At 57.9% G+C, this 14,730-nt stretch carries 10 protein-coding genes; 6 read left to right on the forward strand and 4 right to left on the reverse strand.

Translation table 11 applies throughout. The features are described from left to right. Positions 1–25 precede the first annotated feature (25 nt). Complete coding sequence (locus IDH45_RS32410; RefSeq protein WP_190932299.1) at positions 26–1,453, reverse strand: extracellular solute-binding protein; 1,428 nt, start codon at positions 1,451–1,453, stop codon at positions 26–28. 459 nt (positions 1,454–1,912) lie between these two features. Here IDH45_RS32410 and IDH45_RS32415 point away from each other — a divergent pair, with 459 nt between their 5' ends. Together IDH45_RS32415 and IDH45_RS32420 are read left to right on the forward strand one after the other, a co-directional pair. Then, positions 1,913–3,235 carry an ABC transporter substrate-binding protein gene (locus IDH45_RS32415; RefSeq protein WP_190932300.1) on the forward strand — a complete coding sequence of 441 codons (1,323 nt, stop codon included), beginning with the start codon at positions 1,913–1,915 and terminating at the stop codon, positions 3,233–3,235. Positions 3,236–3,298: 63 nt separating this feature from the next. Continuing rightward, entirely contained in the window at positions 3,299–5,647 is a 2,349-nt protein-coding gene (locus IDH45_RS32420) for a hypothetical protein (RefSeq protein WP_190932301.1), read from the forward strand. Positions 5,648–6,083: 436 nt separating this feature from the next. Here IDH45_RS32420 and IDH45_RS32425 read toward each other — a convergent pair whose 3' ends face one another. Further along, positions 6,084–7,256, reverse strand: coding sequence for a MalY/PatB family protein (locus tag IDH45_RS32425; protein WP_190932302.1), 1,173 nt, complete (start codon positions 7,254–7,256; stop codon positions 6,084–6,086). A 57-nt stretch (positions 7,257–7,313) separates the two neighbouring features. Further along, positions 7,314–7,970 carry a GntR family transcriptional regulator gene (locus tag IDH45_RS32430; RefSeq protein ID WP_190932303.1) on the reverse strand — a complete coding sequence of 219 codons (657 nt, stop codon included), beginning with the start codon at positions 7,968–7,970 and terminating at the stop codon, positions 7,314–7,316. A 234-nt stretch (positions 7,971–8,204) separates the two neighbouring features. On the opposite strand from IDH45_RS32430, the gene ilvD reads away from it, so the two are divergent. From ilvD to IDH45_RS32450, 4 genes are read left to right on the forward strand one after another with little or no spacing between them, the layout of a single operon-like run. After that, positions 8,205–9,941 carry a dihydroxy-acid dehydratase gene (ilvD, locus tag IDH45_RS32435; protein ID WP_223837221.1) on the forward strand — a complete coding sequence of 579 codons (1,737 nt, stop codon included), beginning with the start codon at positions 8,205–8,207 and terminating at the stop codon, positions 9,939–9,941. 13 nt (positions 9,942–9,954) lie between these two features. Further along, entirely contained in the window at positions 9,955–11,493 is a 1,539-nt protein-coding gene (locus tag IDH45_RS32440) for a M81 family metallopeptidase (RefSeq protein ID WP_190932304.1), read from the forward strand. Next, a complete protein-coding gene (locus tag IDH45_RS32445) occupies positions 11,477–12,241 on the forward strand; it encodes an SDR family NAD(P)-dependent oxidoreductase (RefSeq protein ID WP_190932305.1) in 765 nt (254 codons plus the stop codon). The genes IDH45_RS32440 and IDH45_RS32445 overlap by 17 nt, the downstream gene beginning before the upstream one ends. Before the next feature lie 37 nt (positions 12,242–12,278). Further along, positions 12,279–14,024: a hypothetical protein gene (locus IDH45_RS32450; RefSeq protein WP_190932306.1), complete on the forward strand. Its 1,746-nt coding sequence runs from the start codon at positions 12,279–12,281 to the stop codon at positions 14,022–14,024. Positions 14,025–14,429: 405 nt separating this feature from the next. Here the strand turns inward: IDH45_RS32450 and IDH45_RS32455 are convergent. Continuing rightward, a partial coding sequence (locus tag IDH45_RS32455) for an RNA-guided endonuclease TnpB family protein (protein ID WP_190932307.1) occupies positions 14,430–14,730 on the reverse strand: 301 nt, incomplete at its 5' end.

Raw genomic sequence — 14,730 nt, forward strand, 5'->3', positions numbered from 1 at the left:
ATCTATAAAGAATCAAGCCGCGTCCCTACTTGGGGATAGCGGCTTGTTGCGGTTCCCGGCGCGCCGGATAACGGGATGTGATCGCATCGATTTCAGCGCGCAGCGTGTCCTCGCCGATCAGCCCGGTCCAGTAGTTTTTCAGCGTCTCGTGCAGCTCGCGGAACGCTGGAGCCGACAGCTCCAAATCCCGGTACGTCCGAAAAGCGGGGATAATGTCCCGAAACAGGTGAAACCGGGACGGCCGGTTGAGCGTTCGCTCTCCTTCGTCCGGAGCTTCGGCGGCCGCCTTCAAGGCAGGGATGCTGAGCGTATGTTCCCGGATAAGCCGCTGCACACGGGGCGATGATAAATAATCGGCGAGAAGCTGGGCTTCCTCCGGATGCTTGGTAAGCGTATTAACCGCAATCCCCGTGCTTGACAGCAGCGTCCGGGGGTCGTGCATATACGGCAGGGAAGAAATATCGTATTCGAGCGACGAGGAGGAGAAACGGTTCAATGCCTCGTAGCCGGTAATAATCATAGACGTTTTGCCTTGCAAAAACAAAGTGCCTACATCGTTCTCCGAGCTGAACAGAAGGTTCGGGAAATAGGTGTGGTTCCCCATCATTTCTTTACTGAGCCGAATCCCGTCGAGCCAAGCCCCGGAGCGGGTACCCGCGGCCGAAGAGCCGGTCCCCTGCAGCAAAAATAGCGGCCAGCGTTCGTGATGAAGCGGCTGAAAATGAAAACCGTAACGCTGACCCGGTATGGACAGACGTCCGGCCTCAACGATGGCGTGCTCCCAGGTCCACCCCGAATCCGGCTCCTGTACGCCAGCATCGCGAAAATGCCGCAAGTTATAGGCGAGAACGAGGGGAGAAAACTGGATCGGCTGCGCATACAGCACGGAGCGTTCGGTAAACACTTTGTTCAAAAAAGGATAAACGTCCCCGCTCGGCTGCTGCGGCTTCAAAATGTCCTCGTAGCCTTCGCCGGTGACTTCCTCAAAATGGCGGTCCTTGATCGTGATCAGGTCGACCAGGCCGTTATCCATCATGGGACGCATCGTCTTGACGAATGTCGGATACGAGTTGACGGCTACAGCTTCGACGTGAATCTCCGGATGCAGCTGTTCAAAATCGGCAAGAAGCCTGGATAATCCGAGCTCCAGCTCGTCCTTCAGATAACAGCCGAGCATGAGCGTAACCTCGGACTTCCCGGACGGTTCCCGACCGGAGGTGACAACCATGCTGCCCACTCGCGGAATTTTCTCGATCAGCCCCTCCTCCGCCAGCTCCTCCAGCCCTTTGCGCACCGTTTTGTTGCTGAGCCCGAATTGTTTGGCCAAATTTTTTTCGGGAGGCAGGTAGGTTCCCGTCTTATAGATGCCGGTATGAATACCGTCGCGCAGCTGATCGACCATATCGTTCAGCCGGGAACGAAACGTTCTTCTGCCGGACTCTGATGAACTCATGCACCATTCCAACTTTCGCTTGATGTCGTAAAAGATTGACGTAATCCGGCTAAAGCCAGCCGGCCATGGCCGCATACCGCACACCGCACGCGGCTGCAGCCGGTTGCTTCCCTATGTCGTCAGCGGTTATTCTTACTTGTATCATACCGAAAAAGAAAACGGTTGTATAGGGAGTGGGGCTGCTTTAAAGCGGATTAAATTCCGAATGATTCCTTCGAGAAAAAATGAATTGACAGCATATCGGGTTCGGTTTTATGATAAAAGTACATCAAGGGGAATTACAGTATTCATCTATCATGAAAGTTGACGTTGAGGAGGTTGCGCAGCCGGTATTTATTATTTTAAGTGTGATTTGGAATCAAGGGGAATCAAATGTCGTCGCTTTAACAATATCAAATCAAGCGATCGGCCGATGTTAGCAAGCGGCCCGACGATCAGAGAAACGAAGGAGAGAATGCGATGAAGCGGGGAACTGGGAAAACGGTAGCGATAAGTTTGTTGACGGCGCTTCTTGTAAGCGCTTGTGGCGGCAATGCGGATAAGGGAGCCGGGAATCAGCAACCGGTGAATGACAAAGGGGCTGCGGAAGTAAAGGAAACCAGCTATCCGCCGGCTAAGCTGGTCATTTATTCGACGAGCGGCTGGACGGAGGAAGTTTTTAACGAGCGGTTTGGTAACGCTATCAAAGCGAAATTTCCGCAGCATACGTTCGAGTATATCCAATGGAAAAACGGGACCCGTTATCCTGATCTGATAGCCTCCAAGCAGGAAATCGACATCGTCTGGGAATCAATCGCCAAATTCGCAAGCGGTCCTCTGGCGTTTAATATGCAGATGGATATGACGGAGCTGATGAAGACGCATAAGGTCGATACGAGCCGAATCGAGCCTACACTGATGGACTTGATGAGGGAAATGTCCGGCGGCAAAATGTACGCGTTGCCCGTACAGAACAATACGACCGTGCTTTACTACAACAAAGACATCTTCGACAAATTCGGCGTTTCTTATCCGAAAAACGGCATGACCTGGGACGAAGTGTTCGAGCTGAATAAACGTCTGACGCGGACGGACGGCAATGTGCAGTATGTAGGGCTTGCGATGCAGCATTATTTCCCGACCAATTCGTTATCGCTCGGGTATGTCGATCTGAAGACGGAGAAGCCGACGATCTCAAGCGAGAAGTGGAGGTCCTTGTACGAAGTGTACGGAAAGCTGGCGGAGCCGCAAGGTTACAAGGATAAAATCAGAGCCGGCAAGAAAATACCGGAAGTGATCTCCTTCGTCAAGGATAAAGACGTCGCCATGCTGGCGGCGCTGGCCAACACCCATATGACCCAGGACATGTCCTCGATGAACTGGGACGTCGTCAGTATGCCGGTGTTCAAGGAAGCTCCGCAATCCGGTCCGCAAGGCTACCCGACCTACTTCGGCGTATCCGCGATCAGCAAAAACAAAGATCAGTCGATGGAGGTGATCAAATATTTGATCTCCGACGAGTTCCAATTAAGCGTATCCAAGACAGGAGCGCTGCCGGTAGTTAACACGAAGGAAATCAAGGACGCTTTCGCCAAGGATACGAACTTCAGCAGCAAAAACGTGAAGGTAGCTTTTTATGAGAAGTTTGCTCCGATCGCGCCGAAGACGATTTACGATCCAGGTGTCGAATCTGCCTATAACAAAAACATTATCAGCTACGCGCTGGGCGAAATGGACCTGAATACGCTGCTGCGCCAAGCCGAGGAAGCTGCTTCGAAATCGATCGCAGACCAGAAAAAATAAAGAAATGGCACATGCGGTCTGAAATAACAAACGATCGACCTGGAAGGAGGAGCGGGAGTGACCGTGACTGATGCAACAAAAAAGTCCGAGCGGATGGCCGGTATCGAGGATTATACGATTTTGCTGGAAAGATGGGTTCGGGGGGCAAAGCCTTATCTGTATGTCTGCCCGGATCGCCCGGACCTGGCCTGTTACGGTACGGGAGAGAACGGCTGGGGCGTCCAGACGAATCAAAAAGCGTTTGCCGCGTTCGCCGTGTTGGCGGAAGCCCCGCAATTCGATGAGCGGCGTGCCGGCATCAGCCGGCTTGAGGTCAGAGAGACCGCTCTGAGTCTGCTGCGATACAGCCTTCATACGCATCTTGTGGGAACGCACACCTGTACGGACGGAACCGCATGGGGTAATACGTGGATCAGCGTTCTGGGGATGGAGCGGATGATGCATGGGGTCGAAGCGGTCGAGGGTTATATGACCGACGAGGAGCGCCTGCTGCTGAGACGGGTCATGCTGTCGGAGTGCGACTGGCTGCTCGATCATTGCGAGATCGTCGCCGGCTTGACGGCGAAGGAAGGACGCAACAAGCCGGAGAGCAATTTGTGGAACGGCGCGTTTCTGCACCGGACGGCGATCCGTTATCCGGACGCCCCGAGAGCTGAGGAGTACCGCGACAAGGGCACCGACTTCCTGATCAATTCCGTATCCGTTCCGGCAGATGAAAGCTGCGAAGAAATCGTCGACGGCCGGAAAGTGTCAGAGCGGTATGTTGGGGCGAATTTTTTCCCTTCGATGGCGCTGAATCATCACGGCTATCTGAATGTCGGTTATATGGTCATCTGCTTGTCGAATATAGCGATGCTTCATTTCGACTGCCTCGGCAAAGGGATACGGGCGCCGGAGTCGCTGTACCGGCACGCCCGGGAGCTGTGGGATGCGGTAAAGTCGTGCACGTTCCCCGACGGCCGGCTGCTGCGGATCGGCGGCGATACGCGAATTCGCTACACGTATTGCCAGGACTACGTGATTCCGGTCTGGCATATGATCGCGAACTTGTTCGGCGATGCGGAGTGCGCGAAGCTGGAGGACGGCTGGCTGCGCCAAATCGTCAAGGAGATGGACGCCTCGGGGGACGGCACGTTCCTGTCGTTCCGCTGCGGCGCTCTGCTCCGCGAATCGCCGCTTTACTTTACCCGGCTCGAATCGGACCGGGCGGCGGCGTTGTCGATGGGGCTTGCCTGGCGGGAGCTTGCTTACCGCGGCGTCACGCAAGGCGCGTCTGCTGCGGAAGCCGTGCCACCTGTGCAACACGTGCCAGCTGGCGTCAACACGCCGCTCCGCGAAACGGATGAAACAGCGGGGACGGCCGGGTCCGCGAGTCCGGACTCCTGGCATGACGCCTACCACGGCGCGTATTTGCAGAGGGGCAAGCAGCGGATCGCTTCATGGGTATGGGAATCGGCGGAGAAGCCGCAAGGGCTGATCGTGCCTGCCGGCTCCAGCGACATGGCCGAATGGCGCGAGAACCTGTCCGGACAGCTGCAGGGGTACGGCCTGTTTACGGAGCAAAAGCTGGATGGGCATACGGGGCACCTGTTTCCGGGCGGATTCGTTACGTCAGGCAGTACGACCCTATTCACCCGGGGGCTCCTCGCGGAAGGACAGCAGGATCAGGAGCTTGCCCGCAGCCGGCTCGTATGCGCGGCGCTGCCCGACGATACGCATATGCTCGTGCTGCAATATGTCGCCGCCTCGGGGCAGCGGACGATGCTAAGGTCGGTCAAAGGGTTGAACCTGCTTATTCCGAACGATCTGTTCAACGGCGGACGCCGCGACTATTACCATGAGCACGGGGGGCGTTCCGTAACCGGCCTTGTTAACGGGGAGGAGATCGTCTCGACCGGGTCCCGCTGGCTTAATGTCGACGACAAGCTGGGAGTTGTAGCGGCTTACGGGACGGACGGGATCTCGATCCACAGCCCGGGCCGAAGAAATGTCGGGCTGAAGACCAATCTACGGACGGCGGGGCTGGAGAAGACGTTGTATGCCGACACCGTCTGCGGTCCTTGCCGGACAGAAGCTATATCCGTACCGGCGGGCGAGCCGCTGCTTGATACGGGGTATCTTCTGCAAGCCGGCCTTCCTAGGCAGAAGACTGCCGCCTATGCCGGGGACGACCGCCTCTTGTCCGTGATCCGGCATGAAGCCGGAGTGATCCGGGCGGTAAGCGTCCGGGGAGCGGACGGTCATCTTTACGTACTTGCGGCGAATTTCGGAACAGAAGACGGCAAGCTTCCTATTCCGCTGCCGGGAGCGGCGGCCGATCTTGTTACCGGTGAGGAGCTGAGCGCAGATCTTGACGGCTCGCTCGTGGTGGAGCTGGCAGGGGGAACCGCACGGCTGCTGAGGATGTTCTAGTCGGAGGGTCCGGCCGGTTCGTTCCTCGATGGCATGGAGGAGCCGATAAGAGCGGTTTGTACCCTCTATATGGTGTGAAACCAGCTTGGGCGGGGAAATAAGAGCGGTTTCCAGCTCCTAATATCCGCGAGAAGGGGGCAGGCCCGGCTAACTGGCAGAAATAAGAGGCACAAACCGCCCTTATTCGTCTCTGACTTGCCGATATGCCGAAAATAGAGGGTGCAAAAGGCTGTTATTCTTTGTCAAACCCGCAAGTAGATACGTGTTCAGCGCTCCTGCCCCTGCCCCTCCCTTTCGCTCACCAACAAGCTGCCGATCCGACGTTCCTTCAGAAAAAGGACCTCAATCCCACTTTACTGTGGATTTGAGGTCCTTTCGTTTGGATACGGGGACGTTCCCGTCGCATGCGAACCGAACAATCGGGATATCCCCCTTCTTACCGGTCGTTCGCCGCTTTGCAGAACGCCTCCAGCGCTTCCTCGACGATCGAGCGCGGGCAGCCGAGGTTGATGCGCAGCCAGCCCTCGCCGTCCGTACCGAATACGGAACCTTCGGTGAAGGCAACTTTCGCCTTGCGGAACATCAAGTCCTTCAAGCCGGCGGGATCGAGCTTCAGCGCCCGGCAGTCGACCCACAGCAGGTAGGTGCCCTCCGGCCGCATCGGCTTCACTTCCGGCAGATGCTCGGCCAAGTAACTGATCGCGAATTCGACGTTACCGGCGACATACTCCTTCATCTGCTTCAGCCAGTCTTCCCCGTGATTAAATGCCGCTTCGACCGCATCCTGGGCAAAATGCTGCGCCATATGCAGGCTGAGCGCCTTGAACCGCTGATCCAGCTTGCGCCGTTTGGCCGGATCGGAGACAACGATGAACGACGTATGCAGGCCGGGCATATTAAACGTTTTGGTGGCGGCCAGGCAGGAGATCGTAATCTCCGCCAGCTCCGGCGACAGCGAAGCGAGCGGGCGATGGGTATAACCCGGCAGCGCGAGATCGCCGTGAATCTCGTCGGAGACGATCGTAACGCCGTATTGCCGGCACAGCTCGCCGAGCTTCCGCAGCTCGCCCTCGCTCCATACGCGGCCGCCGGGATTGTGCGGACTGCACAGCAGCATCAGCTTCGCTCCGTCCTGGAACAGCTTCTCGAGCTGGCCGTAATCCATCTCGAACCGGCCGCCCTGGTGCAGCAGCGGATTCATGGCGACGGTACGCCCGTTGTTGCGGATGACGTCGTAGAACGGATAGTAAACCGGCGTCTGAATGACAACCGCGGCTCCCGGCTCGCTGAACAGCTCGACAGCCAGCGCCAGCGAGGTGACGACGCCCGGCGAATCGATAATCCACTCCGGCTCCACAGCCCATCCGTGATTGCGGCGGTACCAGTCCACGATCGCCTGCAAATAACCGTCATGGCGGATCGAATAACCGTACATCCCGATCGCCGCCCGTTTCTCGATCACTTCGCGTACGGCCGGAGGGCTGGCAAAATCGGTATCTGCTACCCATAACGGCAAAATGTCTTTATCTCCGAACAGCTTCTCGCTTTGATCCCATTTGTAGGAGCGTGTGTTTCTCCGGTCGATGCGGCGGTCGAAATCGTATTTCATGTCGGGTTCCTCCAAGTGATGTGGTTTCTCTTTCGATTCAGTTTAGTTTAGTTTAGTTTAGTTGACATCTTCGGACCGGTACGTTCCGACATGGTCGGCCCAAGCTTCGGCTATCTGCTCCGGATCGCCCTTGCGGATCGACTTGAGCAGCAGCTCGTGTTCCTTCCACAGCTTGTTCAGATCGTCATAGGCTCGGCCCTGGATCATGAAATGAAGCCGGATCCGGTTGTAGATCGACGTCCACGTGCCGAGCAGTCCCGGCATATCGGCCAGGCTGATGACGTATTCGTGAAACATCAGATCGTTGTCCACGATCCGGGTCAAGTCCCGCTGCGCGGCGCCTTCCTTCATGGCGGCCACGAATCCGGCGAGCCTCTCGAGCTCGCGTTCCCCGATATTCGGCAGCGCCTTGCGGATGGCGAACGTCTCGATGATCAGGCGGATCGGATTCAGCACGTCGCGCACTTCTTCTCCGCTGATATCCGCCACCGTCGTTTCTTTATAAGGAAGCGAGACGAGCAGTCCTTCCTGCTCCAGCATCCGGATCGCCTCGCGGACCGGCCCTCTGCTGACGCCCATCTGCTTCGAGATTTCCACTTCGCGCAGACGGTCGCCGGACTTTAATTTGCCTTGAAAGATCGCCTTGCGAATATCGTCGGTAATTTTGTGACGCAAGGAGGTCGCTTTTTGCTCGTCAAATCGGAAATCGGACATCGGGTTCGCACTTCCTTCAATATATGGTTCACTTTATTCATAGTAAGGGAATCCGGCTTGATTGTAAACATTCGGACATCGGCACGGACTAGTAGGAATGAAACCGAGACACGGTCTTCCACACTCAGGAATGATGATGATGCATTTAAAATATTGTTGACAATCGTACAATAATATCGAATACTGGTAATGTCAGCTATGCATTGGAGCATGCGGAGAGAGGGGAAGTCGAAATTGAGTGATACAGGTAATGAGCTGCGCAGTCAGAAAGTGCGGAGCATGAGCTTCGAAGGAGACGCTTTGCGCATGTCGATGGACTGGACAGTGGCAGACCTGGACAAGGTGCAGGTGCTGGTGGAGAGCACGGCCGGCTCGAGTCATCCGAGTTCGTATCATCTCGATGAACTGGTAGCCGAATCGGAGAAAGGTGTGTTGCAGGCGGGAGGCAAGCCTGCCCGCTATACGACGACAGATATATGCGACGGCATCGCACAAGCGCACGAAGGGATGCACTATTCGCTCGCTTCGCGCGATTTCATAGCGTCTATGGTAGAAATTCACGTGAAGGCGACGCCTTTCGACGCGATGGTGCTCAGTTCGGCGGGGGATAAAGCGGTTCCAGCCCACCTGATGGCGATCGCGCGTCTGGACATTCCGGCCATTCACGTACCGGGCGGGGCGATGGGAGCAGGGCCCTGCATGAAGTCGAACGAGGAATTGTGGCATATGAGCGTGCAGGTCAAGGAGCAGACGATGACGAAGGAGCAGTTTCTCGCCTTCCAACGGGCCTGCTGCCCGACGTGCGGCGCCTGCCAGTATATGGGGACCGCTGCGACGATGCAGGTGATGGCGGAGGCGCTCGGCCTCGCGCTCCCCTGGTCAGCGCTTATACCGGCGACGAACGCCGAGATTCGGCGGATGGCGAGAGCCGCAGGCCAGCAAGTGATGGAGCTTCACAAAGCCGGAATCCGGCCGTCGGATATTTTGACGAAGCAAGCGTTCGAGAATGCGATCATGATCCATTCCGCAATCGGCGGCTCGCTGAACGCAGTTATGCACTTGATCGCCATAGCTCGGGAGATCGGCATCGAGCTGGATGCAGAGACATTCGACGCGATTCACCGGACGATCCCGGTGCTTGTCGATACGAAGACGGCCGGGAAGTATCCGACCGAGCTGTTCTGGTATGCGGGCGGCGTGCCGATGGTCGTGAAGGAGTTGAAGTCTTACCTTCATCTCGATTGCATGACCGTTACGGGCCGGACGCTCGGAGACAATCTGGAGCTGTTCGAACGCAGCGAGATGCCGAATTATGCGGAGATGTTTCTGGCCAATTACAAGCTGAACAAGCGGGACGTCATCTACCCGATCGGGAAACCGCTGAAGGCGGAAGGCTCGCTGGCGCTGTTGAAAGGGAACTTGGCGCCGAACGGAGCGACGATCAAAAAATCCGCCGTCGTGGAAGAAATGATGGTGCATGAAGGCCCCGCCAAAGTGTTTGACAGTGAGCCGGCGGCGGTCGAAGCTTATTTGAACCGCGAATTCCGCCAGGGCGACGTTATCGTGATCCGCTATCAAGGGCCGCGTGCGACGGGAATGCCGGAAATGTTCTACATGTCCGAGCTGATCGCCTCCGATCTGGTATTGTCCAGAACGACGGCTCTAGTGACGGACGGGCGGTTCTCGGGCGCTACACGGGGACCGTGCGTCGGTTATTTGGGACCGGAGGCGGCCGACGGCGGGCCGATCGCCTTGATCGAGACGGGCGATATTGTGCGGATCGACATTCCGGCAAGAACGCTCGACATCGTCGGGATTAACGGTGAGATGCTCGGGCAGCAGGAAATCCGGGATGTCCTGGAGAAACGAAAAGCACAGTGGAAACGTCCGGTTATCCGGCACAAGGGAGCTCTCGGGCAATATACGAGGCTGGCAAGGCCGGCTTTGGAGGGCGCTTCGATACACGAATAAAGGGGAGTCGCATATGAGAATCGTCGTGGGCGGGCTGCTTCAGGAAAGCAATACGTTTAGCGAAGCGAGCAGCACCTTGCAAGATTTCCGGAAGTATTACTTTCGACTCGGCGAGCAGCTGCTCCAGCCGCAGACCGCGGAAAACGAGCTGACCGGATTCATCCGGGCGGCTGCCGAGGAGGAACGGGAGCGGGCAGGGAAAATTACGCTGCTGCCGACGATGTTTGCACAGGCGGTCTCGTCCGGACGAGTTCCGCGGCGGACGCTGGACGAGCTGAAACAACTATTGACCGGCCAACTGGCGCGCCTCCCTTCCTGCGACGGCATCCTGTTCGCGCTGCACGGCGCATGGGCGGCCGAGGATCACGACGATGCGGACGTTGAAATCATCGAGGAGCTGCGCCGCTGGGCCGGGCCCGATGTGCCGATCGTCATCACCCTCGACTCGCATGCGAACGTCACCGGCCGCATGGTCCGGCTGGTCGACGGCATTGTTGGCTACCGGACATTCCCTCACGTCGATTGCGAGGAGACCGGTTATCGTGCCGCGAAGCAGCTGTTCCGGATTATACGCGGTAAGACGAAGCCGCATCTCAAGCTTAAGAAGGTGCCGATGATCGTGCCGGCTGAGAGCCATCAGACGTACCGCGGGCCGATGTACGAACTGTGGGAGGAAGCCCGCGCGGGCGAGCGCGAGGACCCTTCCCGGCTCACCTCGCTGTTTCTCGTCCAGCCTTGGCTGGATATCGAGGAGATGGGCTGCTCGGTAATCGTTCAAGGCGATGACCCGGACCGTACGGAGGCGGAGGCGGACCGTCTGGCCGGGCTGATGTGGAGCAAGCGCAGCGAGTTCGAGGTGGACCTGTACTCGGTGCCGGACATTATACGGAAACTGGAAGCGGACCCGGACCGCAGCCTGCCGTACATCGTCTCCGACTCGGCGGACAGCCCCGGCGCGGGCTCTCCGGGCGACAGCAACTTCGTGCTGCGGCGGCTGCTCGAGCTCGGGGCGGACCGCCGCTGGAATTGCCTGCTCTCGATGCTCGACCCCGATTCGGCGGCAGCCGCAGTCTTGGCCGGGGAAGGCAGCGCCGTGAAGCTGCGCCTCGGCCATTCGGTCAGCCGATCCGTCGGCGAACCTCTGGATATAGAAGCCGTCGTCGCTACTGTGGGGACCGGGAAATTCCGCTTTGGCGGCGGCACAGCGAACCGGATGGAGGCCGACATGGGACGCTGCGCGGTCGTGCGGATCGGGACAATCTCGCTGTTGCTGATGGAAAACGCAACGTTCACCGGAGACCCCGCGATGTACAGGAGCGCCGGACTTGAGCCTGCTGAAGCCGACCTCGTGCTGGTGAAGTCGGCCAACCAGTTCCGGGCCGAATACGAGAAGCTGTCGGACCGTATCTATATTCTCGATACGCCGGGAGCGAGCACCGCCAAAATCAAAAGTTTGGCGTTCGAGCGCATCCCGAGGCCGATGGTTCCGTTCGACGAAAATTTCGCATGGCCGGCCAGGGAAGGGGAGAGTACCGATGCGACTGCAAAATAAAACCGCGCTCGTAACCGGAGGCTCGACCGGCATCGGCCGGGAGGTCTGCCTGGCCTTTGCAGCCGAAGGAGCGAAGGTCGCGGTTAATTATTACGGGACGGAAACGAAGGCGAGGGAACTCGTCGCCGAGATCGAATCCCGCGGCGGGCAGGCGATGGCGCTCTACGGGGACGTCAGCAGCGAAGCGGACGTGGCGGCGATGATCGATACGGTGAACCGCTCTTGGGGCGGTGTCGATATCCTGGTTAATAACGCAGGGATTTATCCGCGTAAGGAATGGTACGAGATTACAGGAGACGAATGGGACCGCGTACAGGCGGTCAACCTGAAATCGTGTTTTCTGACGAGCAAGGCCGTATTTCCTTCTATGCGCGAGCGCGGGTACGGGAAAATCATTAACGTGTCGTCGGTAACGTTTCTGAGGGGGAACAAAGGATTCGTGCATTATGTCGCCTCCAAAGGCGGCGTCGTCGGCTTCACCCGGGCGCTTAGCCGGGAAGTCGGCAAGCACGGCATCACGGTTAATGCGATTTCCCCGGGCGCGGTGATGACCGAGCAGGAGCTGCTCGATATGCCCGATCCCGCCGAGCAGGAGCGGACGCGGGTTTATTTGGAGGAAGAGCAGGCGATTCCCCGGCGGCAACTGCCGCTTGATATGGTCGGCGCGTTTTTGTTTCTGGCTTCGGCCGAGAGCGACTTTATGACAGGCCAGACCGTGAATGTCGACGGCGGATGGGCGATGCACTAAAGATGGTAGCCCGTGAAGGGCAGATGGGGTGGCGCGAATGCGACTTTTGGAACTGGAATGCCGTTGTCTTCTTGCAGAGGCGGAGGAAGCGGCGCGAATTGCGGCGGAACGGATCGCGGAAATAACCGGCGGCGGCGCTCCCGACAGGTTGCGGATCACCTTCGATTCGGTCCGTACCGACGGATTCGTGCTGGAAATAACGGAGAATCGGGACGTTTTCATCGGTGCGGCCCGGACCAGAGACTATGTGGCGGGACTGGGCGAGCTGCTGAACCGGCTGCTTGCTGCGGCGGACCGTGCAGGAGCGCTCGGCGCGGAGGCGGACCCGACGGCGGGCGGAGCGGCGATCAAGGTGGAGCTGGCTCCCGGCAGGTGGGAGATTGCACCTGAGCTGACGGACCGGATTCATTATATGCCCGGCCATTTCGGCAATTCGTTTGAGGTGTGCTGGAGCGGGGAGATGCAGCGTTATTTGGAAGATCTGGCGCTGGCCGGGGCGAGCGGCTACGGCGATTGGTTCGATCCGAACGATATGCCGGACCCGTATCATTCTCATGTGTACCACAGCAGCTCGATGTTTTTGTGGCGGAGGAAAAAAGAGTGGCTGCGTATGAGCCAGCGGCTTGGGCTGGATAACATCCTGGTCATTACGCCGAACGTAGGCTACGTGGACCAGATGCGTCCGGACTGGGTCGGGGTGCGCGATCACAAGCTGCGCGTTCAAGGCCAGGTGCTGTGCCCGTCCAATCCGGCGGCGCGGGAAGTTATCCTGAACAACCATCGCCAGCTGTTCGACGATCTGAAGGAGAGCGGGATTCGCATCGAGAAGATCGTCTGCGTCCCTTATGACGACGGCGGCTGCGCCTGTCCGTCCTGTCAGCCGTATTATCCGGTGTTTCTGGAGCTTGTCCGGGATGTGTACGGGACGGTAAGCGCCTTCTATCCGGAGCTGAAGGCCGATATATGCGGCTGGTGGACGTCGGACGAGGAGCTGCTGCAGCTTCAGCAATTTATCGCCGGCCCGGCCAAAGACTGGTTCGGCGTCTACCAGTTCAGCGCCACCTATGGCGTGTTCGAGCTGCCTGACGTGCGCGAGCGGATCGGAGACATGCGGCTCGGCTGCTTCCTGCATATCGGCTTCTCGCATGACCGGAGAGACGTGTATACGAAAACGGGCGTTCACAGCGCTTCCCGGCGGATCAGCTCGGTGCTCGGGTCGTTTGCTCGTCAGCAATGCACCGGCTTTATGAGCTACAACGAATCGTTCGGGGATCACTTCAACGCTTTCGCGGCGAGCCGGCTCGGCTGGAATCCGGCGGGCGGCGTACGGGATATCGCCGAATATTACGGTCGTCTCCTGTTCCGGCTCCGGGGTGATACGCTGAACCGGTTTGTCGATGTGCTGCTGGAGATGGAGATGTTGGAAGAGTCTAAGGCGGCGGGGTGGCAGCGGGAGCTGGAGGCGATCGAGCGGTACGCGTCGGTTGACGAGAACCGTTCCTGGTCGTTCGCCCAGATCCGGCTGAAGGCGGAGCTGATGGCGCTCGATTATACGATCGCGTCGCAGATGGATAGTGGTGGCATCGAGGCCGCCTACCCGCTGATGAAGCGGCGGGTGCAGCGTACCGAGCGGCTGTGGCGCAGCGTATACGGCTTCGGCGTGCTCCGGCACATCCTCATTCCCGACAACATGATGCCGCAGTGGTATAAAGCTTATACGAACTATGCGAATACAGGCGCTGCCGGTTCGATTCGCAGCGGTGTGATGAGCAGCGAGGCTTGAGCGCGGGATCGTCCGCATCCCTGTGCCTGATGATCGCCGGCCGGTCCCGAAGATCAGATACACGAAGGCCCAGGCTTAGCAATGTGTCCAAAATAATAGGTGCATGAGCGGCTTCCCGCCCCACGATCCAGTGGTGTGCGGGAAGCTTTTCTGCGTCCCTGCTCCCGAGTAAAAATAGCCGCCAAGAGGCGGCGATCCGCATACAGTCGGCCGAATCTTCGACGCGGTCCGGACAATCAGCCGGAGAACCGCTCGCGCCGGCAGTAAGCATCGACAAGGTCTGTTTTTGGCAGAAACGTTTTTTTGAACCTCTCATGACTAAAGTCACGAGATTCTTGGGTAGTCCCTTCTAACGAAGAGAAGTTCACCAAGCTAACCCTGTCGTTCCGACAGTTCGTGTAAGGTTTACACAGCAAGAAGTCTTTTGCCTTCGGCAAGAATATTCAGGCTTGCGTTAAAGTCTCGGTCGTGATGCGCTCCACATTCCGGGCAGTCCCATTCACGCAACTTCAAATCTTTTACATCTTTGTGCTTGTAGCTACAGCAGGAGCATAATTGCGAAGATGCGAATGTTGAGCCTACAGCCACTACGATGCGGCCATACCACTTCGCTTTGTACTCTAGCATGGAGCGAAACATCGACCAGGAAACCTCGCTAATGGCCTTGGCTAACTTACGATTCTTGACCATATTGGCTACCTGTAAA

The organism is Paenibacillus oceani, assembly GCF_014705615.1.
Taxonomy (GTDB): Bacteria; Bacillota; Bacilli; order Paenibacillales; family NBRC-103111; genus Paenibacillus_AB; species Paenibacillus_AB oceani.